The following is a 24,001-nucleotide window of genomic DNA, read 5'->3' as shown; positions in this document are numbered from 1 at the left end:
GCAGGCTCAGGAAGACGGGCCGGTGCGGCGCCGGCGTTCGTCGCGCAGGGTCGGCGCGGGCAGGGTGGAGGCCGGCGGCGCGGCCTCCGGTGTCGTCGGCGCCGGATAGGTGCGGGGGTAGGTGCTGTCCGCCGGCGGCAGGTTGGGGGCCTTGCGGCCGCAGCCGCCGAGGACCAGCGCCAGGGCGAACCCGAGCCCCAGTGCCAGCGCCGCGGTGCGCCGCGCGCCGGTCACGGGGCCGGATCCAGGAAGCGGCGCCGCGCGTCGGCGCAGGCCTCGCGCACCCGCACCGGCGCGGTGCCGCCGAAGCTGGTGCGGGCGGCGGCCGAACCGGCCGGGTCCAGGCGCAGGTCGGCGGTGATGCGCGGCTCCACCGCCTGAAGGTCGGCCAGGGACAGGTCCTCCAGGCCGACTCCGCGCTCTTCCGCCCGCTTGACGATGGCGCCGGTGACGTGGTGGGCGTCGCGGAACGGTAGGCCCAGTTCGCGCACCAGCCAGTCGGCGATGTCGGTGGCCGTGGAGAAGCCGGCACCGGCCGCCGCCGCCAGCCGGGCGCGGTCGACGCGGAGGTCGGCGATCATCCCGGTCATGGCGGCCAGGCACAGGGTGAGGGTGTCGACGGTCTCGAAGACCGGTTCCTTGTCCTCCTGCATGTCCTTGGAGTAGGCCAGCGGCAGCCCCTTCATGACCATCAGCAGGCCGTTGAGGTGACCGACCACGCGCCCGGTCTTGGCGCGGATCAGCTCGGCGGCGTCCGGGTTGCGCTTCTGCGGCATGATCGAGCTGCCGGTGGAGAAGCCGTCGGACAGCCGCACGAAGCCGAACTGCGCGCTGGTCCAGACCACCAACTCCTCGGCCAGGCGCGACAGGTGCACGGCGCACAGGCTGGCGGCGGCCATCAGCTCGACGGCGAAGTCGCGGTCGGAGACCGCGTCCAGACTGTTGGCGGCGGGGCGGTCGAAGCCGAGCGCCGCCGCCGTGCTGTGGCGGTCGATGGGGAAGCCGGTGCCGGCCAGCGCGGCGGCGCCCAGCGGGCACTCGTTCAGGCGGGCGCGGGCGTCGCGCAAGCGGCCGCGGTCGCGTCCCAGCATCTCCACGTAGGCCAGCAGGTGATGCCCGAAGGTCACCGGCTGGGCGGCCTGGAGGTGGGTGAAGCCGGGCATGACGGCATCGGCGTGAGCCTCGGCCTGGTCGATCAGCGCAGCCTGGAGCGCGGCCATGTCGCGGTCGAGACCGTCGATGGCATCCCGAGTCCACAGCTTGAAGTCGGTCGCCACCTGGTCGTTGCGCGACCGCGCCGTGTGCAGGCGGCCGGCGGCCGGGCCGATGATCTCGCGCAGGCGGGCTTCCACGTTCATGTGGATGTCCTCCAGCGCGGTCTTGAAGACGAAGCGCCCGTCGACGATCTCTTGTAGGATTTGGTCCAGCCCGGCGAGAATGGCCTCGCCGTCGTCCTTCGAGACGATGCCGGTCGCCATCAGCATCTGGCAGTGGGCCTTCGAGCCGGCGATGTCCTGGCGGAACAGCCGTTTGTCGAAGTCGATGGACGCGTTGATGCGTTCCATGATGGCCGCCGGGCCGGCGGCGAAGCGTCCGCCCCACATGGCACTGCGGCCGGTGCCCGCGCCGGTGTCGTCGCTGTTGGTGTCGTCACCCCTGTCGTTCACGTCCATCCGGGACCCATTCCTTCGAAAGCCATGCGCACAGTCATCACGCGGACGGGGCCGCTGATCGCCCTCGCCATCTTCCTCATCGGCACCGCCGTTGCAAGCGCGGCGCTGCTCGCCGGCCCGTGGGGTGCCGCGGCGCCGCCGCCGCAAGACCTCCTGACGGCGCCGGACGACCCGGCGATGCTGGTGGGCGAACGCACCGCCTTCCGCGATGAGCAGGGCGCCAGTGTCTCGCTCCAGGATTTCCGGGGCAAGGTGGTGGTCCTGAATTTCTGGGCCACCTGGTGTCCGCCGTGCGTGCGCGAAATGCCGTCGCTGGACCAGTTGCAGGCGAAACTGGGCGGGCCGGCGTTCGAGGTGGTGGCCGTCTCCACCGATCGCGGCGCCATGGACGCGCTGCGCGCGTTCTACGACGAACACGATATCGAACACCTCGATCTGTATCAGGACCCGGGCATGGCCTTCGCCCGCGCCGTCGGCGTCAAGGGGCTGCCGACCACCTACATCCTCGATCACGATGGCACGGTTCTCGGCACCCACACCGGCTATGCCGACTGGCAGTATCCGGAGTTGCTCGACTGGTTCCGTGCCCGTATCGCGGCCGTGCCGGGGGTGGCCCTTCGGTAGCGCGGGAACGGACGCGGCGGCTACGGCGGCGCGCCGAGGCGCAGGGGCCAGCCGCGCCGCCGCGCCCAGCGCGTCAGCAGCACCACGGTGGCGATACCGATGAAGGAGCCGACCAGCACGTCCGAGAGATAGTGCACGGTCACGAACAGCCGGCTGGCGGCGACCAGAACGCCCAGCACCGCCCAGGTCGGCCAGTGGCGCGGGAACAGCACCATGAGCGCGGCCATGACGGCCCAGATGGTCTGGGAGTGACCGGACGGAAAGCTGTTGGCTGCGCTCTGGAACGACAGCGGCGCGGCCCCGTAGAGGTCTTCCCGGAACAGCCAGACCGGACGCAGCCGACCGATGGCGTGCTTGAGCACCGTCACCACCAGGCCGCTGGCCGCCAGCGCGGCGACGAAGATCAGCCAGGCGCGGCCCCGGTCGCGCCAGCGGTGCCACTGGTCCGCCGTTAGGGCGCCGACCATGGCGAGGCGGCACCAGCCCCACGCCATAAGGCCGAGCAGGTACCAGGGCAGGCCGGTGCCCAGGTCCGTGACCACGCTCCAGAAGCCTTTCCAGTCTCCCTGCACCTGCGCCTTCAGGAGGAGGGCCAGCGGACGGTCCACGACGGCGATGGCGAGGAGGCTCGCGATCGCCACCCAGGCCCCGGCGACCGTGAGCGGCCGGCGGCGGGCCTGATCCTGGTGCCAGTCTGCGATCCGGCGGAGGCGGGTGGGGCGGGGGGAAAACGCGATCACGATGGTACCATCTGTCAGAGTATCATGAGAATTGGGCACTTGGCGCTTTTTCTTCATGCGCCATCTGCGCTATGATGCGCAACACGTTAGACCGAGACGAGGGCGCCATGGAGCCGGCCGCGCCGATACGGCGTCACAGTGTAAGCGGCTATGTCGCGGAGACAGGCTGGAGGTGGCGCCGCCCCCGGGCCGGAACAAGGATCCCAGCGCGCCGCCGGGCGGCGCCCTCCGATCAGGGAGCGCCGCGATGACGGTAGCCTGGATGCTTCCCGCCTCGCCCCGCCGCCCCTGGACCCCGCCACCGCCGGCCCGGGTGCCGGCAAGCGTGGCGGCGGCCTACTGGACGGTGACCCGCGACGGCACCCACCTGCGCCCGATGACCGTGCGCGATGCCGGTCCGGGCCGGGACTTCCTGCTGACCCAGTACGCAGCCTTCAACGCGGACGACAACACCGTGGAGGGCGACCGTGCCTTCCGGGACTTCGTGGCCGTTCCCGCGCTGACGGCGCGGCTCGCCGCGGGCAGCGTGGTGCAGGTGGCCGACCGGCGGGGAACCGTCCTGGGGGTGTGCGAGATGCACCGCGACGGCTACCTCACACTGCTGTATGTGCGCGGTGACCATCAGGGCCGGGGACTCGGGCGCCGCCTGTTCGAGCAGACCCTGACGCGCCTCCGCGCGGTGGTGCCGGACCTGGCCCGGATCCGGGTGCGCGCCACCCCTTACGCCCTGGGGTTCTATCGTGCCCTGGGCTTTCACGCGCTGGCCGATGACGCGGTCGAGGCCCAGGGACTCCGCTTCCATCCCCTGGAACTGCCCCTTGAGGCGGACGCGCCCGCGGTTACCGACACATGAACGACAGGTCCTGCTCGGTGGCGGCCGGTTCCTCGATGCCGGGCACGAACAGGACGTCGGTGTAGAGGTCGGCCTCGCCGACGTGGGCGTGCACGCGGGCCAGGACACGCTGTTTGAGGGCGTCGGCGTCGAGGGCGTCGAGTTGGTCCAGACGGAGCGGGGTCTCGTTCAACTCGAACAGGATGGCCTCCTGCGCCCAGGGAGCCTTGAAACAGGCGAGAATCCGCTTGTCCGGATGCGGCACCAGGCGGGCGGTCACCGCCTGATAGCGCGACCGTTGCCCCTGAAAGATCGGCAGCCAGAGCAGGTTGAGCTGCATGTAGTGACCGCCCACCAGGTCAGCCTGCGTGCGCGGCCGCGTGGTCTCCTTGTCGGGCCGGTTGCCGGCTTCGGCGGCCGGTTTGCTGTGTCCGTCGCCGCCACCGCCCGCCGCCAGCGCTGGTCCTGGCGGTGCGGCGACGACGGCCGCGGCGACCAGAACGGCCGCGCAGAGTCGGACGACAGGGGCGTGAAGGCGGCGAACCCGGCGCGGGTGATCGGTCATCGGGCAGCAATCCGGTTCAGGACCACGGGGGGAGGGGACCGACGGTCCGGCCCCCTGGAACGGTCACGCGGCCCAGCGCCCGCCGAGGCCGCTCCAGGTGACGCGGCGTCCGCGCACGGCCCGGTGCGGAATGGTCGGGGGGGCCGACATGGCACCGGTCATCATCATGAGATCGGGCCGGCCCCGCAAGGGGAACGACGGCCGCGATCGGCGGCTCCCGCGGCGTGGCGCCGGCGGCCGCGGCTTGAGGGTCGCGGCGGTCGCGGGACGTCCGAGCGAGAACAGGCCCTCCAGAAGAAGACGCACGATCATGACAGCCTTTCCAGACACGAGGGCAGATCGGGATCAATCTGACTCACGCCGTGTTTCGGAGTGATCACGTGACTCTGCCCTGAATCAAAGAGTTGGGGCGGATTCACGCACGGTATTGGCGCCCGGGAGCGGGTCCAATGCCGTGCGATCCGCCCTGGGGCGAGAGGCGGCGGGCGCGCCGGCACTCCGCAACCGTCCGGAGACGCGGTGCGACTCCGGGCATGAACGGGTGGACCTGGCAAGAATCGGGATGCGGGACCTGGAGCGCCCGGTCGCGCCACCCGGCACCCGCCCGATGTGACCCGGGCGATTCTTCGCCCGCACACCGAACGTCCCACATCGCCCCCTACTATAGAGTGACGGTCGTGTCACTCAAAAGGAAAATTCTGACACTTTCTATGCTGAGATCTATTCTTCAGATACCTCAGTAACGGTTTGATTTGCCCGTTGAACGGAGGACACATGCGACGGTCAGGGCAGCGTCGGCACGCCGGTTGTCGTCGAATGCTCGAAATGCAGGGCTTCCCCCGGATGGACGACGCCGTACGCGGCGTGGGCCGCCATCGCAGCCTCGGAGAAGCCGGTGAGGATCAACTTCAACTTTCCAGGGTAGGAGGCGATATCGCCGATGGCGAAAACGCCCGGCGCGCTGGTTTGACAGGTCGCCGGATCCGCCGTGATCTGGTGACGCTCCAGGGCGAGTCCCCAGGTGGCGATCGGCCCCAGATTGGTGGCCAGCCCGAAGAACGGCAGCAGACAGTCGGCCTCCAGCGTGCGCGTGTTGCCGTCCAGGTCGGCCACCACCACGCCCGACAGGTGGGGTCCGTCGCCCTCCAGACCCTTGAGTTGGTAGGGTGTGACGAGGTCGATCGCGCCCGACTCTGCCAGGGCGTGCAGGCGTGCCACGCTGTCCGGGGCGGCGCGGAACTTGGCGCGCCGGTGCACGACCATCACGCGCGCGGCCACCTCGGACAGCGACAGCGCCCAGTCCACGGCGGAGTCGCCACCGCCGGCGATGACGACACGGCGGTCCCGGAAATCCTCGCGCTTGGCGACGAAATAGAACACGCCGGTGCCTTCGTAGGCTTCGATCCCCGGCAGCGGCGGCCGGTTGGGGCCGAACGCTCCGGCGCCGGCGGCGATCATGACGGCCGGCGCCTCCAGCACGGTCCCGGCACTGGTGGTGAGCCGCCAGGCGTCGTCGCCGTCGGTGCGCTCCAGCCGCTCCACCTGCTGACCGAGGTGGAAGTGCGGCGTGAACGGCTTGGCCTGCTCCAGCAGATGGTCCACCAGATCGCCGGCCAGGACCTTGGGATAGGCCGGAATGTCGTAGATCGGCTTCTCGGGGTACAGGGCGGTGCACTGGCCACCGGGGGTGTCGAGCACGTCGACGACATGACAGCGCAGGCGCGCCATGCCCAACTGAAAAATGGCAAACAGACCTACCGGCCCGGCGCCGATGACGACGGCGTCGGTTCGGTGGACGACAGGCTCGGGCATGGAACGGAACCTCCGGCGCGGACAACGAAGAGCGGGGGGCGGGGCGCCCCCACTGTCCCTGGCGGTATAGCACGGTGTGCCTGACATAACGGCCACACCCGGCGGGCGCAACCCTGGGGCCGGCCGCCGCCTTGACCCGGCCCACGGCCATTGCGGGGTCGGGGACGGGCCGCTAAAACCCTGGCCGAGACGCCGATCCGCCCGCGCATCCGAGACCCCGATGCCCGCCTCCGTGCACGAGTTGCCCGACGAAGACGCGACCGCCCGACTCGGCGCGGCCCTGGCCGCGCGGCTGCGCGCGGGCGATGTGGTGGCCCTGACCGGCGACCTGGGGGCAGGCAAGACGGCGCTGGCCCGGGCCATCATCCGCGCCCGCACCGGGGACCCCGACGAGGAGGCGCCGAGCCCCACGTTCACGCTCGTGCAGGGCTACGACGGAGGCGATGGGGTGCCGGTCGCCCACTTCGACCTGTACCGCCTGGAGCGGCCGGAGGAGGCCCTGGAACTGGAACTGGAAGACGCGGTTGCGGGCGGCATCACGCTGATCGAGTGGCCCGATCGCCTCGGCCCGCTGCTGCCGCGCGATCGGCTGGAGGTTGTCCTGGACGTGACCGGACCAACCCGGCGCCGGGCCACGCTGCGGCCGCACGGGGCCTGGACGGCGCGCCATCCGGAGATGGACTGGCATGACGATGGTTGAGACCCGCCCCGCCGACCCCGTGGTCCGCGCGACTCCGCGGGCGGCATTCCTCGCGCGGGCCGGCTGGGGTGAGGCCGAGTGCGCCTTCCTGGCCGGGGATGCCTCGTTCCGCCGCTACTACCGGGTGACCCGGCCCGGGGCCTCGGCGGTGCTGATGGACGCGCCGCCGGACCAGGAGGACACCCGCCCCTTCGTGCGCATCGCGCGCCATCTGACGGGGCTCGGCTATTCGGCGCCTCGGGTGCTGGACCAGGACGCGGCCCTGGGCTTCCTGCTGCTGGAGGACCTGGGCGATGCCACCTTCACCCGCCGCCTGGCCGCCGGCGCGGACGAGGCGACGCTGTACGCCCTGGCCGTCGATCTGCTGGTGGACCTGCACCGACGTCCGGCGGCCGAAGCCGTGCCGGAAGGCGTGGCCCCGGTCTACGACGACCGGCTGCTCCTGGACGAGGCGCGGCTGTTGACCGACTGGTACATGCCCGCTGTCCTGGGGGCACGTCCCTGCGATGCCGCCTTGGCGGAGTACGAGGCCCTTTGGGCCGACGTCTTTCCATCGGCGCGGGCGGTGCCGGACAGCCTGGTGCTGCGTGACTTCCATGTGGACAACCTTTTGGTGGTGCCGAGGCGCGACGGTCTGGCCGGCTGCGGCCTGCTCGACTTCCAGGACGCGGTGGCCGGCCCGCTGACCTACGATCTGGTGTCGCTGCTGGAGGACGCCCGGCGCGACATTGATCCGGCGCTGGTGGCGGCCATGCAGACCCGCTACCGCGCCGCCATGCCGGGGCTGGATGCGGACGCCTTCGCGGCCAGTTGGGCGGTGCTGGCCGCGCAGCGTCACGCCAAGGTGATCGGCATCTTCACCCGCCTGGCGCGGCGCGACGGCAAACCGCTGTATCTGCCGCATATCGCCCGCGTCTGGCGTCTGCTGGAGCGCGCGCTGGCGCATCCGGTGCTGACCGATGTGCGGGCCTGGATGGACCATCATATTCCGCCGGAACAAAGGACCGTGCCGTCATGACCACCCGCGAAACCCGGCCGGTCGCGATTCCGCCCGTCGGCGACGTGGCCGTGCCGCGCCGCGCCATGGTGCTGGCCGCCGGGCTGGGCCGGCGCATGCGGCCGATCACCAACAGCACTCCCAAGCCGCTGGTGCCGGTGCGCGGCCGGCCGGTGATCGACTGGACCCTGGACCGGCTGGCGGCGGTCGGCGTCGAGACCTGCGTGGTCAACGTCCACCACCTGGCGGATCAGGTGCGGGCGCATGTGGCGCACCGCACGGCGCCCCAAGTCGTGATCTCCGACGAGACCGACCGGCTTCTCGACACCGGCGGCGGGGTGCGCAAGGCCTTGCCGCTGCTGGGACCCGACCCGGTGTTCGTCGTCAACGGCGACGTGCTGTGGCTGGACGGGGTACGCCCGGGGCTGACCCGGTTGGCGGCGGCCTGGGACGGCGACCGCATGGACGCGCTGCTGCTGGTGCTGCGGCTGGCCGGCGCGCACGGCTACGACGGTCCGGGCGACTTCTTCCTCGATGCCTGGGGCCGGCCGCGCCGGCGGCGCCCGCCCGAGATCGCGCCCTTCGTTTACGGCGGCGTGCTGATGATCGCGCCCGGCCTGTTCGAGGACACGCCGGAGGGACCATTCTCCCTCAATCGTCTGTTCAACCGCGCCATGGACGAGGACCGATTGTTCGCTGTCCCCCACGATGGCGAGTGGTACCATGTGGGCACACCCGCCGCGCTCGCCCTCGCGGAGCGCAAGCTGGGCGAGCCCAACCCCTGCAGCGACCAGTAACCGCCCCTTATGTCGGCCGCGTCCCGCGTCTTCACCATCGCGCCCACCCGTCCGTTCGTCGATGTCCTGGCGGCCGGGCTGTTGGACCGCTGCGGCGGCGACCCGACCGCGCTCGCCGAAACGACCGTCCTGCTGCCGACGCGGCGCGCCTGCCGGGCGCTGCGCGAGGCGTTCCTGCGCCGCGCCGGCGGCCGGGCGCTGCTGCTGCCCCGGATGGTTCCGCTCGGCGACGTGGACGAGGACGAGTTGGTGCTGGGCGGCGGCCCGGAGATGGGCGAGGGGCTCCTGGATCTGCCCCCGGCGATTGCCCCGCTGCGCCGCCAACTGCTTCTGGCGCGCCTGGTCGGAGCCCGCCCGCTGGGACCGGACGGCCGGCCGCCGACCCCGGAACAGGCCGCCCGGCTGGCGCGTGAGCTGGCGGGCCTGCTCGATCAGGTGCAGACGGAGCGGCTGTCGCTGGACCGGCTCGCCGACCTGGTGCCCGAGCGCTACGCCGATCACTGGCGCATCACGGTGGACTTCCTGCGCGTGCTGTCCGAGGTCTGGCCGGCGGTCCTGGAGGCCGAGGGGGCGCTGGATCCGGCGGCGCGGCGCGATCGCCTGATGACCGCGCAGGCGGCGCGGTGGCGCGACGCTCCGCCGCCCGGGCCGGTCATCGCGGCCGGCTCGACCGGCTCCATCCCGGCCACCGCCGACCTGCTGGCGGTGGTGGCGGAGATGCCCCGGGGTGCCGTGGTGCTGCCGGGCCTCGACCGGACCATGGACGCCGAGAGCTGGGCGGTGCTGGCGCCGACCCATCCGCAATACGGCCTGCGCCGGCTGCTGGCCCGGCTCGATGTCGATCGTGCCGCCGTGGCCGACTGGCCGGCACCCGACCCCGCCCCCGGGGACGGCCGCGCCGACCGCGTGCGCCTGGTCGCGGAGGCGATGCGCCCGGCCGAGACCAGCGACGCCTGGCGCGGGGCCGCGCCGCTGCCGGCGCGCGCGCTGGACGGGGTGACCCGGATCACCTGTGCCAGCCCCCGCGAAGAGGCGGACGTCATCGCCCTGATGATGCGGGAGACCCTGGAGACGCCGGGGCGCACGGCCGCCCTGGTCACCCTGGACCGCGACCTGGCGCGCCGGGTGGCGGCGCGCCTGGGGCGCTGGGGCCTGACCGTCGACGATTCGGCCGGACGACCGCTGGCCGTCACCCCACCCGGTGCGTTTCTAAGGCTGCTGGCGGTGGCGGCCGCCGAGGACCTGGCACCGGGACCGCTGCTCGACCTGCTGCGCCATCCGCTGGCCGCCGGCGGGATGGACGCGGGCCGGTTTCGCGCCCTGACCCGACGCCTGGACCGCGAGGTGCTGCGCGGCCCGCGCCCGGCCGGCGGCCTGGCGGGCCTGCGCCGTGCTGTCGAGGCCCGGGCGCCGGGCGCCACGCGGCCGCTCCTGGATCTGCTGGATCGGCTGGAGGCCGCGCTCGGCCCGCTGCTGGCGTTGATGACCGGACCGACCGTGCCACCCCGGGCGCTGATCGAGACCCACATGGCGGCGGCCGAGGCGCTGGCCGCCACCCGCTGGGAGCCGGGGCCGCTGCGCCTGTGGGCCGAGGCGGCGGGCGAGGCGGCGGCCACCTTCGCCGCCGATCTGGCCGCTGCCGCCGACGGCCTCCCGGACTTGGCGCCGCGGCACTATCCGGGGCTGTTCGATGCCCTGATGACCGGACAGGTGGTGCGCCCGCCCCAGGGCGGACACCCGCGCCTGTCGATCCTGGGGCCGCTGGAGGCGCGCGCCTGGCACGCCGACCGGATGATCCTGGGGGGACTGAACGAGGGCACCTGGCCGCCGGCGGTGGCCGCGGACCCCTGGATGAGCCGCCCGATGCGGACGGCGTTCGGCCTGCCGCCGCCGGAGCAGCGCATCGGTCTGTCGGCGCACGACTTCACCCAGGCCCTGGGCGCGCCGGACGTGGCGCTGACCCGCGCCGAGCGGGTCGAGGGCACACCCACGGTGCCGTCGCGCTGGCTGCTGCGTCTGGATGCCGCCACGGCGGCGGTCGGTCTGGCAGACGCTTGGGCGGCGGCGGCCCGCACGCCCTGGCGGAGTTGGGCCGCGCGCCTGCGGACGGTGGCGGCGCTCGACCCGGTCCCGCCGCCGGCGCCGACGCCGCCGGTGGAGGCCCGGCCCGCGCGCCTGTCGGTGACGCGCATCGAACAGTGGATGCGCGATCCCTACGCCATCTATGCCCGCTTCGTTCTCGGGCTGGAGGCGTTGGAGCCGCTGGACCGGCCGCTCGGGCCGCCCGAATACGGCTCGCTGGTTCACGCCGCCCTGGAGGCGTTCCGCCGGGCCTGGCCCGAGGCGCTTCCGCGTGACGTCGAAGGCGAGCTGCTGCGGATCGGCCGGGCCGTGTTCGCGGAGGGGCTGGCCGATGCCCGCGTGGCGGCGTTCTGGTGGCCGCGCTTCGCGCGTACCGCCGCCTGGGTCGCGGCGCAGGAGCAGGCCCGGGCCGGCGCCCTGCGGCGGGTGCATGTGGAGGTCGCGGGATCGCTGGCGCTGACCGGAGTGCGCCGTCCGTTCACCCTGACCGGTCGCGCCGACCGGGTGGAAGCCGACCAGGACGGCGGCCTGGTGGTGGTCGACCACAAGACCGGCGCGCCGCCGTCGAAGCGCGAGGTCGCCGCCGGCTATGCGCCGCAGTTACCGCTGGAGGCTGCCATGCTCGCCGCCGGCGCCTTCCCCGAGGTGACGGCCGGGCCGGTCACCGGCCTGGAGTACTGGCGGCTGCGCGGCGCCCGCGCACAGGGCGGCGAGGTGCGGTCGGTGGCGGACGATGCGCCCGCGCTGGCGGCCGAGGCACTGGCCGGGCTGGTCGCGCTGGTCAACCACTACGCCGACCCGGCCACACCCTATCCGTCTCAGCCGGTGCCCGAGCAGGCCCCGCGCTATTCCGATTACGACCACCTGGCCCGGGTGCGCGAGTGGTCGGCGGCGGGCGCGGAGGACGGCGCATGACGACGGCCGGTGATCCCGTCCCCGATCCGGTGACCCTGGCCGCGCGCGAGCAGCGGCGCGCCGCCGACCCGGCCGTTTCCGCCTGGGTGGCGGCCAGCGCCGGGTCCGGTAAGACCAAGGTGCTGACCGATCGGGTGCTCAATCTGCTGCTGGAGGGTACGGCGCCGGAACGCCTGCTGTGCCTGACCTTCACCAAGGCGGCGGCGGCCGAGATGGCGAACCGGGTGGCCGGGCGGCTGGCGGCCTGGGCGGTGGCCGACGATGCCGCGTTGGCCGCGGCGCTCGAAGATCTGGCGGGTACCGCCCCGGACGGCGCCCGCATGGCGCGGGCGCGGCGCCTGTTCGCGCAGGTCCTGGAGACGCCGGGTGGGCTGCGCATCCAGACCATCCACGCCTTCTGTCAGTCGGTGTTGCGCCGTTTTCCGCTGGAGGCGGGCCTGTCGCCCGGGTTCGAGGTCATGGACGACCGCATGGCCGCCGAGGCGACGGACGCGGCCCTGCGTACGGTGCTGGAGGCCGCGCGCCTGGGCGATCCGGTCCGGGATCCGCTGGCGGCGGCGCTGGAGGTGGTCAGCGCCCGCGTGTCCGAGGACCGGTTCCCGAAACTGATGGCGGCGATGAAGGGCGCCGGGCCGCGCCTGCGGCGGCTGTTCGCGGTGCGCGGCGGGCTGGCGGGCGTGCGGGCGGCGACCTGTGCCCGCCTGGGGGTGGCCGAGACCGACACGCCCGAGACCCTGACCGCCGCCGCTTGTGCCGACGCGGCCTTCGACCGCGTCAGCCTGGCGGAAGCGGCCGAGGTGCTGGCGACCGGCGGCAAGATCGACCAGGGGCGGGCGGCGACGCTGGCCGCGTTCCTGGCGGCGTCACCGGCGGAGCGCCCGGCGCTGCTGCCGGCCTTTGAGACGGTTTTCTTCGACAGCAAGGGCGCGCCGCGCGCCGTTGAGACGCTGTCCAAGACCAAGGCAATCCGGGACGGGCAGGGCTGGGTCCTGGACGTGCTGGAGGCCGAACAGACCCGGCTCGTGCGGCTGGCGGAGCGGCGCCGCGCCGCGGCGGTGGCCGAGGCGACCGGCGCCCTGCTGACCGTGGCGGACGCCTACCTGCGCGCCCTGGACGCCCAGAAGGTCGCGCGCGCCCTGCTGGATTTCGACGATCTGATCCACCACACCCGCGTTCTGTTGGAGCGGTCGGACGGCGCCGCCTGGGTGCTGTACAAGCTGGACGGCGGCCTCGACCACCTGCTGATCGACGAGGCCCAGGACACCAGCCCCGACCAGTGGGCGGTGGTGCGCGCCCTGACCGAGGAGTTCCACGCCGGCCTGGGCCGCGAGGGACCGCACGGCGACACGGTACCGCCGCGCCGCACGGTGTTCGCCGTGGGTGACCGCAAGCAGTCCATCTACAGCTTCCAGGGCGCCGACCCGGCCGGGTTCGAGGCCATGCGGGCGCGCGTCTCGGACCGGGTGCGGGCCACCGGCGCGCGCTTCGAGGACGTCGAACTGCATGTCTCCTTTCGCTCGACGCAGGCGGTGCTGGACGTGGTCAACCGGGTATTCCGGCAGGCCGACGCGCGCGACGGCGTGGCGGTCGGCGACGAGGACATCACCCACACACCCGCGCGGGCAGGGCAGGCGGGCCATGTGGAGCTGTGGCCCGCGCTGGATCCGCCCGAGGCCGCCGCGCCGGAGCCCTGGAAACCGCCGGTGGAGCGCCTGCGGGTGGAGAGCGCGCCGGCCCGGCTGGCGCGGCTGGTGGCGGACCGCATCCACCGCATGGTCACGCAGGGGGAGCGGTTGCCGGCGCGCGACCGGGCGATCCGCCCCGGCGATATCCTGGTGCTGGTGCGCCGCCGCACCGGGTTCGTCACCGACCTGTCGCGGCACCTGAAAACGCGGGGTGTGCCGGTGGCGGGCGCCGACCGCATGGTGCTGACCGAGCAACTCGCCGTCATGGACCTGATGGCGCTGGGCCAGGCGCTGTTGCTGCCCGAGGACGACCTGACCCTGGCCACGGTGCTGAAGGGGCCGCTGATCGGGCTGACGGAGGAGCAGCTTTTCGAGCTGGCTCACGGCCGCGACCCGGGCGAACGCCTGTGGCACCGGCTGGAGGCGCGCGCCGGCGCCGCCGATGCCTTCGGGGCCGCCTGGGCCTATCTGGCCGGTCTGCGCGACAAGGCCGACGTGCTGCCGCCGCATGAACTGTTCGCCCATGTGCTGGAGGTTCTCGACGGCCGCCGTGCCCTGGTGGCCCGGCTGGGCCGCGAGGCCGACGATCCCCTCGATGAGTTCATGGCGCTCGCGCTGGCCCATGACCGCGATCAGCCGCCGTCCCTGGGCGGGTTCCTGCGCGCCCTGGCGGTCTCCGGGACCGAGATCAAGCGCGACCTGGAGCATGGGGGCGGCGCGGTGCGGATCATGACCGTGCACGGCTCCAAGGGTCTGCAGGCGCCGGTGGTGCTGCTGCCCGATACCCTGGGCACGCCGCCGGCCGGGGACACGCACGTCTATTTCGATGGGGCCGGCGATGATGACACCGCCCTGCTGCTGTGGCCGCCGCGCGCCGCCGACCGGGAGCCGGTGACCCAGGCGCTGCACGACGCCCGTCTGGCGGCGCAGGCCCAGGAGTACCGGCGTCTGCTGTACGTCGCCATGACGCGGGCCGAGGACCGGCTGGTCGTCTGCGGCTGGAACACCCGCCGGGCGGCGGCGGATGACTGCTGGTATCACCTGGTGGCGCGGGCGCTGGACGGTTATGGCGTGGCGGCGCCGGATCCGGATCTCGCGGTCTGCGGGCTGGACGACGAGGCGGCGGTGGTGCTGCGGCACCGCTCCGACCAGACGCGGCCGCCGCGTCCCGATGGATCGGCGGCGGCCGGCGCGGGTGCGGCGGACACGCAGAAAGCGCCGGCCTGGCTGGAGACGCCGCCCCCGCCGGAGCCGCGGCCGTCGCGGCCGCTGTCCCCGTCGCGCCCGCCCGTGGACCCGGCGCCGGTGTCGCCCTTGGTCGCCGCGGGCGGGGCCGGGTTCCAGCGCGGTCGCCTGATCCACCGGCTGTTGCAGACCTTGCCGGATGTCAGGCCGGACCGCCGCGCCACGGCCGCGCGGGCGTGGCTGGCGCGGCCGGCGCACGCCCTGTCGGCGGCGGCGGTGGCGGACCTGACCGGCGAGGTTCTGGGCGTGCTGGAGGACCCGCGCCTCGCGCCGGTCTTCGGCCCTGGGTCGCGCGCGGAGGTGCCGATCGTCGGCGTGGTCGCGGGGGACGTGGTGTCGGGCCAGGTCGACCGGCTGCGGGTGACGGATGAGCGGGTGACGGTGGTGGACTTCAAGACCAGCCGGCCGGTCCCCGCCGGCCCGGCTGAGGTGCCAGCGGCCTACCTGCGCCAGATGGCGCTGTATCGGGCCGTGCTGGCGCAGATCTATCCGGACCGGGAGATCGACTGTGCCCTGGTCTGGACCGCCGGGCCGGGCCTGATGGTACTGGACCCGGCGCGGCTGGAGGCTGTGCTGGCGTCGTAGTCACGGCCCGGCGGGTCGGCGCGCCCACGCGGGAGCGTGGGCGAGAGAGGAAACCGGTCTCGGTCCCACGCTCCGGCGTGGGACCGCATGGTTCGGCCTGACACCCCAGCGCGCCCACGCGGGAGCGTGGGCGCAAGAGAGGAAACCGGTCTCGGTCCCACGCTCCCGCGTGGGACCGCATGGTTCGGCCCCGGTTCACCCCTTCTTCTGGGCGGCGAACTGGTCGTAGGCCTCCAGCGTCATGGCGCCATAGACCGAGGACGGCCCCCCGCCCATGTAGACCGCCATGCCGATGGTCTCCAGGATCTCGTCCCGGGTGGCGCCGTGACGCACGGCGGTGCGCACGTGGAAGGCGATGCAGCCGTCGCAGCGCATGGCGATGGCGATGCCGATGGCGATCAGCTCCTTGGTCTTGGGGTCGATGGCCCCGTCCTTGGTGGCGGCGCTGGCCAGCTTGGAGAAGGCCCCCCAGGTCTCGGGGATGCCGTCGCGGCAGCCATGCATGGCACCCGACAGGTCCTTGGCGTATTGGGGCCAGTCCTTGTACATCGCGCAGTCTCCTGTGAGATCGAGGGAGGGGCGGGGCGGACGCTGCGACGGCGCCCCGTATATTCGTGGCCGCTTATATACAAGCCGGGGGCCGGCCGGTCTACCCCCCGGCCGGTGCCCGGGGGCGTTACGATGGATCCGGGCACGGGGCATTGCGATCGCCCAACCGCACGTGGCGGGCGCGGGCCTGGATGGTGGCGGCGCGGCGCCGCACGTGCTCGCCTGGGGCCGCCGCCGACCAGGTCCGTGGCGCCGGCAGGATGGCGGCGAGGCGCGCGGCCTGGGTCGGGGTCAGCGCGGTGGCCGGCACGCCGAAGTGATGCCGGGCCGCGGCCTCGGCGCCGTACACGCCGGGGCCCCATTCCGCCACATTCAGATACACCTCGACGATGCGGCGCTTGGACCAGCCCCATTCCAGCGGCACGGTGAGCGCGACCTCGGCGGCCTTGCGCACCGCATCGCGGTTCGGCCACAGGAACACGGAGCGCGCGGTCTGCATGCTGATGGTGCTGGCCCCGCGCAGCCGACCGCCGTCCTGCCAGTCCTCCCAGGCGGTGCGGATCTCGCGCCAATCGAACCCGGTGTGGGTGCAGAAGCGGGCATCCTCGCTGGCGATGACCGCGCGCACCAGGGCCGGCGCGATGCTTTCCAGGGCGGTCCAGTCGTGGCGCAGGCCCTCGCCCTGGGCCACGCGGACCAGCATGAGCGGCGTGACCGGCACCGGCAGCCATCGGAACGCCATCAGTCCCAGCGCGGGCAGACCGAGACTTACCAGCGCAACGACCGCGAGCAGGCGGCGCCAGACGCGCCGGCGTGGCCGCGTCGGAGACGCCGGCCGCGAACGGCGCCGCGATCCGCCCCTGCGTCTCCCCGGCGCGGTCGGGTCGGCCACCGTCAGAACGTCTCCGGGTGACCGAGCCGCAGCGACTGGAAGATGGCGGCGCAGACCATGCGCAGGTCCTCGCTGTTGCGCGGGCCATGCCCGGCCAACGCGTCGCGCTGGTAGGTGTAGGCATTGTTGAACTTGGCCGGCAGGGCGTTCCAGATCGGTTTGCGCGCCGGATCGCTGAGGTGAAACGCGAGTTCCTCGTCGGAGAAGGACTGGCGGGCGAACGTCAGCAGGTCCTGGGCCAGGGCGCGGTCCCGGATATGCCCCAGAATGGCGGAGATGTCCGGCGGCACCCGGCGGCTGATCCGACCGAGGACCGGGAGCAGGTGGTCCGGCATCCGGCGGGCGTTCTCCAACGCCTCCGGCTGCGCCATCAGGTCCCAGATCTCGTCGCCGAAGATGGGGGTCAGCTGGCGGACCACGCCGCGGGCGTCCAGGCCGAGCGCCCGGATCATCGCCACGGCGCGGGGATGCTCGACCATGAGCGTATCGAACGTCATGCTCTCGACCATGGCGATGCGCTCCTCGGCCTCGGTGCGCGCGTCCAGGTCCTTGGCCGAGAACTGCCAGCGCGGTCCGGGCTCCAGCTTGAGGTTCAGCCAAACTTCGGCGAAACCACGGCAGACGGTGCGCATCAGACCGATGTCGTCGACCGAGAGGGCAACCACGCGCTCGAGCGCGGGGCGGCTCCTGAACCGGCCGAGCAGGTGGCCCAGGGCCCGCGCCTGGGGGGTCCCGATCCGGGCGTACAGGTCGAGGTGGGCGAACTGCCAGCTTTCCTGGAGGTGCGGCTTCAGCACGGGATACAGGTCGCGCCCGGGGTAGCGGGCGCGGATCGCTTCCGGGTCCGGATCCGCCTCGCCGCCGTCCAGCATGGTCTTCAGCGGGGCCATCAGGCGTGCATGCAGGGCGCCGCGGGTTTCCTCCTGGCGCCGTCTCTGGCGCCGTGCCCGCTCCTGATGCAGGCGCCGGTCGGTCCATTGGCGTTCGAGGCGGTCGAACGCCAGCCGCGCGGCGCCCCACAGCAGCGCCCGCGCGACCTGATCGAAGGTCAGATCGCACGGCGCGATCGGCTGGCCGCGATGGGCGACGGGCGCGTCCCCGGCGCGGTCCAGAAAGAAGGGCCGGAAGTCGGGGGTGTCGCGCAGTTGCCACGCCAGATCCAGGAGCGTGGGGACCTGTTCCGGGCAGGCGCGCAGGACATCGTCGACGCGCTCCAGGCCGGAGAGCGGGGCCAGAACGTCGTCGCGGCCGGCCTTGCGCAGACTCCGGAGCAGGCGCTCGTAGACCGCCTGCAACGCGGCGCGGACGTCGGGGTTGGAGCGGCGCTCCCCACCGCCGCTCGGGTCGCTTGCAGGGGCCCGGCTCCACGGGGGCGACGCGGGCAGCCGCGGGGTCGCGTCCCGTCTCATGGGGGCGTCGCTCCGTGTGCCGTCCGGGCGGCGCTGTAGCCGCGGCCGGTGGCCAGCGACCGGGACCGGACGCGGCTAGCCGAGATCGAGCAGGCGCGGGGCACGGTCAATGATCTCGTTCAGGATCTTCTCGGCCTGGCGATGCTTGCCGAGCAAGGGTGGCGGCAGGCGCTCGGCGAAGCGCTCCTGCGAGAGGGTCCCATGAGCGTCATGTAGTGTCTTGATTTCGTGCAGAAAAACCTCGCGGGAGCCGAGCGGCAGATGCTCCTCCTCCGAAATGGCGCGCAGGAACGCCAGCGAGCATTCGAGCAGGGTGCCCCACAGGGTGATCGTGTGGGTCTCGAAGGCGTCGCGGGGGGCGGGTTGCATGTCCTCGGGCAGGGCCTCAATGCGGCGCTCGATGACAATCATGAACGCCATGCACTCGGACGTCAGACGGCGGGTGCGGGCGTAGTCGATGAAGCGCGGCGGGTGCTCCGCGTCGCCTTCCAGGACGTGACCGGACTCGGCCAGCGTGTCGATGCGTCGCCCCAGGGAGTCCAGGAATCGCTCCAGTTCCTCGGCCTGACGCGCGGCGGCCGCCAGGCGACGCTCGCGGCGGGCTTCGGCGTGGCGGGCGCGCCGACTGTCGCGGATGCGGTCTTCCTCGTCCAACACGTCCATCCGGTCAATCCGATCGAAGTCGTCACCATATCTTCCGCAGGACTGTACCTGCTGCGGCTCGCATGCGAAAGTGGCGGGCCAAGGGCGGTCCACAAGGGGGCTGGTTGCCGTGCGCCGGTGCGCCGCGCCGGTACGCCGGGATCCGTGTCGGGACAACCGGGGACACCGCCTCGAACAGCATTCCACCGCAGCGATGAAACGCGTATGTCTGGCCACAGAACAGCAGGGGCTTCATCGATGACGACATCATCGCCCCCCGGAGGCGGACCGTCACCCATGGAGTCGCCCGAGGCAGGCGGCGCCACGATGCCGGCCGACCGGGGGGACGATCCGGCGGGCGCGGGGGCGACGGCGGCGAGCCCGCCCGACGACTCTCAAGCGGTTGATCCGCCGGTGGCCCCCGAGCGTGGTAAACGCGGCGAGCGCGCGCCGGCCGAGGTGCCGTCGGCCGACGGCAACGCGGGTGAGCCCGACGGCGGTGTTGAGGATACCGATGCGGAGCCGGACCACACGAGTCCGGAAGAAGGCGGCCTGACCGTCGTCGGCGTGGGCGCGTCCGCTGGGGGGCTGGAGGCGCTGCGGCCGTTCGTCGCCAATCTGCCGGCGCAGTCGAACATGGCCTACGTCATTGTCCAGCACATGGCGCCGCAGTATCGCTCCATGCTGGTACAGCTCCTCAGCCGCGAGACCAGTCTGCCGATCAAGGAGATCGAGCACGGCTCGCCGCTGGAGACCAACACCGTTCACATTTGCCCGCCCAACAAGGATGTGCGCTTGGCCGGCGGGCGCCTGATGCTCAAGGAACCGTCGGCGCCGCACGGGCCCAAGCCGTCGGTCGACGTGTTCTTCTCCACCCTGGCGGACGGCAAGGGTCCGAACGCCATCGGCGTGATCCTGTCCGGCACCGGCAGCGACGGGTCCCAGGGGGTGCGGGCGATCAAGGCCCACGGCGGGCTGACCGTGGCGCAACTGCCGTCCACCGCCAAGTACGACGGCATGCCGACGGCGGCCATCGAGACCGGGTGCATCGACCTGCGCCTGGCCCCGCACGAGATCGGCCCCGAGCTGGCCTCGATCGTCCGGTTCCCCCGGGCGATGATGCTGGCCGAGGGCGAAGGCGACCATACCGACGACACGATGGGGAGCATCTTCCATCTGGTGCGCGAGCGCACCGACATCGACTTCTCGAAGTACAAGCCGAGCACCATCCGCCGCCGCCTGGAGCGCCGGCTCGCCGCCAACCGCATCGAGAGCCTCGACGCCTATCTGGAGTTCGTGAAGCGCAACCGCGACGAACTCAACCTGCTGACCAAGGACATCCTCATCTCGGTGACGTCCTTCTTCCGCGACGAGAGGGCGTTCGGGGAGGTTGACGACATTCTGGGCGAGATCATCACGGCCAAGCAGACCGGTGACAGCCTGAGACTGTGGATCCCGGGGTGCGCGACCGGTGAGGAAGCGTATTCCTTCGCCATGCTGCTGGCCGACCGCCTGGCCGGCAATCCGCGCGGCTTGAAGGTGCAGATCTTCGCCACAGACGTGGATCTGGACGCGATGGCGCATGCCCGACGGGGCATCTACTCCGAAACCACGGTCGAGAACCTGGATCGGCGCTTCGTCAAGCGGCACTTCGAGCCCATCGGTCAGGCGTTCCAGGTCCGCAAGGAAATCCGGGACATGGTGGTGTTCGCGCGCCAGGATCTGGCCAAAGACCCGCCGTTCGTGCGCGTCGATCTCGTCAGTTGCCGCAACCTGCTGATTTACTTCGACGCGGCCTTGCAGGATCAGGTCCTGCGCACGTTCCACTACGCTCTCAACCCGGGCGCCTATCTGTTTCTCGGCAAGTCGGAATCCCTGGGCCAGAACACCGAACTGTTCCGCCCGGTAAAGTCGCCGTCGTCGAAGATCTTCAAGAAGCGCGCCGCCCAGGGGCTCTCGCACGCGTTGCCGCCGTTCGGCTCGCTTCGGGCGCGCATGCCCGAGGGCAGCAGCCGCCAGGTGCCGCAGCGCAGCCAGGACACGGTGGAATCCCTGGCCGTCCGCACCTTCGTGAACAGCGCCATGCCGCCCAGCGTGGTGGTGGACGAGAATCTGGACATCCTGTTCCTGCACGGCGACCTGTCGCCGTTCGTCCGCATGCCGCAGGGCAAGCCGGACATGAACCTCGCCCGCATGGTGGTCAATGAGTTGCGCACCGAGACCCGCGCCCTGGTGCACAAGTGCCGCAACGAGGGCGGCGTGGTGCAGGGCATGCGGCGCACCCTGCGGGTCGAGGGCCGGCCGCAGGTCATGGTGCGGGTGGTGGTGCGTCCGATGGGCGCGTCGGTGGATCACGATGCGCTGTTCCTGGTGTCGTTCGAGACCGTGGAGCCGTCGACCGAACTGCTGGCCATGGGAGAGGACGGCGGTGAGGCCGGGGCCGCCGCCGGCCGCGAGGCCGACCTGCGCGCCGTCGAACTGGAGCAGGAACTGATCGCCACCCGCGAGCACCTGCAAACCGTGGTCGAGGAGCTGGAAACCTCGAACGAAGAACTGCAGGCGCTGAACGAAGAGTTGCAGGCGGCGAACGAGGAGCTACAGTCGTCGAACGAGGAACTGGAGACCTCGAACGAGGAACTGCAGTCGACCAACGAGGAATTGACCACTGTCAATGAAGAGTTGCAGATCCGGACCACCGAGCTGGCCGATGCCAACTCCGACCTGATCAACATTCAGGACAACATCGGGTTTGCCATGGTCGTGGTGGACAGCTACTTCCGCATCACCCGCTTCACGCCACCGGCGGTGCGGCTGTTCGGTCTGCTGCCGTCCGACGTGGGCCAGGTCATCACCACCATTCCCACGCACCTGGGCCTGAAGAACCTGCGCGAGCAACTCGCCAAGGTCGTCAGTACGGACGAGGGCGTCGAGGAGATCCTTGAGACCGAGGATCGCGTCTACCGGATGCGGATCATGCCGCATCACAACAGCCAGTCGGAGACCGATGGCGCCATCCTGGCCTTCATCGACGAGACGGAGAGTCGCGAGCAGCAGCACAAGATCTATCAAAGCGAGCAGTGGCTGCGGCTAATCACGGACTCGGTGCCGGTCTCGATCACCTATGTGAACGAGGACCAGAAGGTCACCTTCTGCAACCGGTGCTTCGCCGATACGTTCGCCCTCAACAGGGATGGCGCGGTCGGGTCCCAGGTCGAAACCCTGCTGGGGCGCGCCAACCATCGGCGCCTGCGCGACGCCCTGCGGTCGGCGCTGGAAAACCGGATCCAGTCCGGCGAGGCCCAGCTTCAGATCGCCCGCGGCGAGCATCGCTTCATGTCGTACCACATGGTGCCGCACTGTGACGAGGTCGGGCGCGTGCTCGGTGTCTTCATGCTGCTGAGCGATATCGACGAGATCAAGCGGGCCGAGACCTCGTTGCGCAACGCCAAGGAAATGGCGGAAGAAGCGAACCGCGCCAAGTCCGACTTCCTGGCCAACATGAGCCATGAGTTGCGCACGCCGTTGAACGCGATCCTTGGCTTCTCGGAGATCCTGTCGCACGAGCTGTTCGGCGAGATCCTGAACAAAGACTACAAGGAATACAGCCGCATCATCCACGACAGCGGCCAGCACCTGCTCAGTCTCATCAACGACATTCTCGACCTCTCCAAGATCGAGTCCGGCCGCATCGAGCTGCAGGAAGAACCGGTCGATCTGTACCAGACGGTGGACACGGTCGTCCGGTTGATCGGCGAGCGCGCCCGCAATGCCTCCGTGGACCTGGTGCTCGACCTGCCGCCGGATCTGCCGCGCCTGATGGCAGACGCGACCGGTCTCAAGCGGGTGCTCCTCAACCTGATGAACAACGCGATCAAGTTCACCGAACCGGGCGGGTCCGTCACGGTCACCGGGGCCCTGACCAAGCGGTGGCTAACCCTGGGCGTGGTCGACACCGGCGTTGGCATCTCCCAGGCCGATATCCAGCGGGTCTTCGCACCGTTCGAGCAGGTTCACGGGTCTCTGGCCCGGCGCTCCGACGGCGTCGGGCTCGGCCTACCCATCACGCGGTCCCTGATGCGGTTGCACGGCGGCGATATCAGCCTGTCCAGCAAGGAAGGCGAGGGGACGACCGTGACGGTTCGGTTCCCGCGCGAACGGGTGATGTCCCAGGAGGGATCCCCGGTCGAGGGACGGGGCGGCGACGGAACGGGCGGTGGTCGCGACAGCGACGGTGGGGGGCTTGCCCGGAACGATCAGGGCGGCGTCACCGCAGACGCGGAGGGCCGGGTGGCCGAGCCGGCGGGCGTGCAGTCCGGGGCCGAAGGCGGCGTGGGCAAGACCTCTCCCTGAAACCACGCCTGCCTGCCACCGCCCCGGTCGAGGGCGCCACCGCGCGGGCTGCCCACGGCCGGGCGATCGGGGGCCGGGCGATCGGGGGCCGGGCGATCGGGTGAAGGCTCCTGGGAGCGCCTTGACTGCTGACGTGGCATCGCGGCCTGTCGAAAACGCATCACAGGTCGCAACATCGGGCCGGCATATCCGGGACACGGCCCAAGACCCCGTTCACCCGATTGCCCTGATGCCCATGGGGGATGCCCATGGGGAAAGCCCTTGTCAGGCCGGACCACCGACTGATAACACCACCCCTCGGGCCACACCGTGCCAGCCCTGTCCGCGATGACGGCGCAGGGCCGTGCTGGCGTTGGTCCGTGCCCGTCTTGGACCCAGGATCACGGTCGCCTGCGATGAGCCGCCTCGTTCTCGTTCTCCGCCATCCGAAGCTGAAGAGCCTGTACGACTACTGGCTCGGCTTGTGCGTCGACGAAACGCCCCCGATGGCCGACGACGTCGATCCGGCGGACCTGCGGCCGTGGATGGGCAATCTGGTCGTTATCAAGGTCGATCCCGGGGACGGCGAGACCGTCGGCACGGCGGGTCCGGCAACGTCGTACACCTATTCATTCTACAGTCAGTTCTTCGCCGGCAAGTTCGGGGACGACAAGGCGGGGCAGTCCCTTGACATGCTGCCCGACGGGCCGCGCGACATCATTCGCGCCGAATACGACCGCGTGGTGCGCGAGCACATCCCGGCGTCGCGCGTGTACACGGCGGACTTCGACGGGCTCACACAGACCTGGGAGCGCCTGGTCCTGCCGCTGTTCAACCTCGATGGCGGGGTCGACAAGCTCCTGGTCGCGGCCTACGAGTTGCCGCGCTGAGCGCACCGCGCCTGCGGCCGCATCGTGGCGTGCGGCTC

The 24,001-nt window shown here is 71.7% G+C and carries 18 protein-coding genes; 9 read left to right on the top strand and 9 right to left on the bottom strand.

From position 1 onward, the window contains the following. Positions 1-6 precede the first annotated feature (6 nt). Both GGD88_RS03525 and argH read right to left on the bottom strand, forming a co-directional pair. The gene (locus tag GGD88_RS03525; RefSeq protein ID WP_184431773.1) at positions 7-234 is read right to left on the bottom strand and encodes a hypothetical protein; all 228 of its coding nucleotides are present in this window, start codon (positions 232-234) and stop codon (positions 7-9) included. After that, a complete protein-coding gene (argH, locus tag GGD88_RS03520) occupies positions 231-1,604 on the bottom strand; it encodes an argininosuccinate lyase (protein WP_425502568.1) in 1,374 nt (457 codons plus the stop codon). The genes GGD88_RS03525 and argH overlap by 4 nt, the downstream gene beginning before the upstream one ends. 93 nt (positions 1,605-1,697) lie before the next feature. Between argH and GGD88_RS03515 the strand changes: the two genes are divergently transcribed. After that, a complete protein-coding gene (locus GGD88_RS03515) occupies positions 1,698-2,297 on the top strand; it encodes a TlpA disulfide reductase family protein (protein WP_184431769.1) in 600 nt (199 codons plus the stop codon). Positions 2,298-2,317: 20 nt separating this feature from the next. Here the strand turns inward: GGD88_RS03515 and GGD88_RS19260 are convergent, their stop codons facing one another. Continuing rightward, positions 2,318-3,037 (bottom strand): phosphatase PAP2 family protein, encoded by a 720-nt coding sequence (locus tag GGD88_RS19260; protein WP_184431767.1) that lies wholly within the window; start codon positions 3,035-3,037, stop codon positions 2,318-2,320. A gap of 247 nt (positions 3,038-3,284) precedes the next feature. Here GGD88_RS19260 and GGD88_RS03505 point away from each other — a divergent pair, with 247 nt between their 5' ends. Beyond that, positions 3,285-3,890: a GNAT family N-acetyltransferase gene (locus GGD88_RS03505; protein ID WP_184431765.1), complete on the top strand. Its 606-nt coding sequence runs from the start codon at positions 3,285-3,287 to the stop codon at positions 3,888-3,890. Here the strand turns inward: GGD88_RS03505 and GGD88_RS03500 are convergent. Together GGD88_RS03500 and GGD88_RS03495 are read right to left on the bottom strand one after the other, a co-directional pair. Continuing rightward, entirely contained in the window at positions 3,877-4,434 is a 558-nt protein-coding gene (locus tag GGD88_RS03500; RefSeq protein ID WP_184431763.1) for a hypothetical protein, read from the bottom strand. The two genes, GGD88_RS03505 and GGD88_RS03500, sit on opposite strands and share 14 nt — an antisense overlap. A 783-nt stretch (positions 4,435-5,217) precedes the next feature. Continuing rightward, positions 5,218-6,246, bottom strand: a complete 1,029-nt coding sequence (locus GGD88_RS03495) for an NAD(P)/FAD-dependent oxidoreductase (RefSeq protein WP_184431761.1) — start codon at positions 6,244-6,246, stop codon at positions 5,218-5,220. Between the two features lie 220 nt (positions 6,247-6,466). Here GGD88_RS03495 and tsaE point away from each other — a divergent pair, with 220 nt between their 5' ends. Genes tsaE through addA form a run of 5 tightly spaced genes read left to right on the top strand, consistent with a single transcriptional unit; the run spans position 6,467 to position 15,252 of the window. Then, entirely contained in the window at positions 6,467-6,946 is a 480-nt protein-coding gene (tsaE, locus tag GGD88_RS03490) for a tRNA (adenosine(37)-N6)-threonylcarbamoyltransferase complex ATPase subunit type 1 TsaE (protein ID WP_184431759.1), read from the top strand. Further along, positions 6,933-7,964 (top strand): aminoglycoside phosphotransferase family protein, encoded by a 1,032-nt coding sequence (locus tag GGD88_RS03485; protein ID WP_343056236.1) that lies wholly within the window; start codon positions 6,933-6,935, stop codon positions 7,962-7,964. The genes tsaE and GGD88_RS03485 overlap by 14 nt, the downstream gene beginning before the upstream one ends. Beyond that, positions 7,961-8,740, top strand: coding sequence for a nucleotidyltransferase family protein (locus GGD88_RS03480; RefSeq protein ID WP_221236983.1), 780 nt, complete (start codon positions 7,961-7,963; stop codon positions 8,738-8,740). The genes GGD88_RS03485 and GGD88_RS03480 overlap by 4 nt, the downstream gene beginning before the upstream one ends. Before the next feature lie 9 nt (positions 8,741-8,749). Next, positions 8,750-11,737 (top strand): double-strand break repair protein AddB, encoded by a 2,988-nt coding sequence (addB, locus tag GGD88_RS03475; RefSeq protein ID WP_184431757.1) that lies wholly within the window; start codon positions 8,750-8,752, stop codon positions 11,735-11,737. Next, positions 11,734-15,252 (top strand): double-strand break repair helicase AddA, encoded by a 3,519-nt coding sequence (gene addA, locus GGD88_RS03470; protein ID WP_184431755.1) that lies wholly within the window; start codon positions 11,734-11,736, stop codon positions 15,250-15,252. Before addB ends, addA begins: the two co-directional genes overlap by 4 nt. Positions 15,253-15,447: 195 nt before the next feature. Here the strand turns inward: addA and GGD88_RS03465 are convergent, their stop codons facing one another. The 4 genes from GGD88_RS03465 to GGD88_RS03450 form a co-directional block, all read right to left on the bottom strand. After that, on the bottom strand, positions 15,448-15,801 hold the full coding sequence (locus tag GGD88_RS03465) for a carboxymuconolactone decarboxylase family protein (protein WP_184431753.1): 354 nt from the start codon (positions 15,799-15,801) through the stop codon (positions 15,448-15,450). Between the two features lie 127 nt (positions 15,802-15,928). Then, positions 15,929-16,693: a monofunctional biosynthetic peptidoglycan transglycosylase gene (gene mtgA, locus GGD88_RS18655; RefSeq protein WP_184431750.1), complete on the bottom strand. Its 765-nt coding sequence runs from the start codon at positions 16,691-16,693 to the stop codon at positions 15,929-15,931. Positions 16,694-16,695: 2 nt separating this feature from the next. Next, entirely contained in the window at positions 16,696-18,102 is a 1,407-nt protein-coding gene (locus GGD88_RS18650) for a hypothetical protein (protein WP_184431749.1), read from the bottom strand. 75 nt (positions 18,103-18,177) lie between these two features. Then, entirely contained in the window at positions 18,178-18,765 is a 588-nt protein-coding gene (locus GGD88_RS03450; protein WP_184431747.1) for a hypothetical protein, read from the bottom strand. A gap of 276 nt (positions 18,766-19,041) precedes the next feature. Between GGD88_RS03450 and GGD88_RS03445 the strand changes: the two genes are divergently transcribed. Further along, complete coding sequence (locus tag GGD88_RS03445; protein ID WP_184431746.1) at positions 19,042-23,094, top strand: chemotaxis protein CheB; 4,053 nt, start codon at positions 19,042-19,044, stop codon at positions 23,092-23,094. Positions 23,095-23,489: 395 nt separating this feature from the next. After that, the gene (locus GGD88_RS03440; RefSeq protein WP_184431744.1) at positions 23,490-23,963 is read left to right on the top strand and encodes a PAS domain-containing protein; all 474 of its coding nucleotides are present in this window, start codon (positions 23,490-23,492) and stop codon (positions 23,961-23,963) included. Positions 23,964-24,001: the final 38 nt, after the last annotated feature.

This window comes from Roseospira goensis (genome assembly GCF_014197795.1).
Lineage (GTDB): Bacteria > Pseudomonadota > Alphaproteobacteria > Rhodospirillales > Rhodospirillaceae > Rhodospira > Rhodospira goensis.
This window is presented reverse-complemented; position numbering and strand designations above follow the sequence as displayed.